General features: G+C 43.3%; 1 pseudogene. It reads left to right on the top strand.

The features are described from left to right. Window positions 1–270, top strand: a pseudogene (locus RYX56_RS22545) (23S rRNA (uracil(1939)-C(5))-methyltransferase RlmD); the annotation flags it as partial.

The raw sequence follows: 270 nt of genomic DNA, 5'->3' as shown, positions 1-270 counted from the left end.
GTCATCGGTTTACCAATACGAAATACGTTCCGGGAAAAGCTGAAGAGGTGTTACCAAAATGGGTAAAAAAAGGCTGGAAGCCAGATGTGGTTGTAGTCGATCCGCCAAGGACAGGCCTTGACAGCCAGCTGATTCAAACAATTTTACAAGTACAGCCTGCGAAGTTAATCTATGTTTCCTGCAATCCCTCAACCTTGGCAAAAGATATTCAATCTTTAAGCACGAAATTCAACGTCAACTATATCCAGCCTGTGGATATGTTCCCACAGA

Origin of the sequence: Alkalihalophilus lindianensis, from assembly GCF_032843265.1 — a bacterium.
Taxonomy (GTDB): Bacteria; Bacillota; Bacilli; order Bacillales; family Bacillaceae_D; genus Alkalihalophilus; species Alkalihalophilus lindianensis.
Note: the sequence above shows the minus strand (reverse complement) of the source record. Positions and strands in the feature narration are given on the sequence as shown.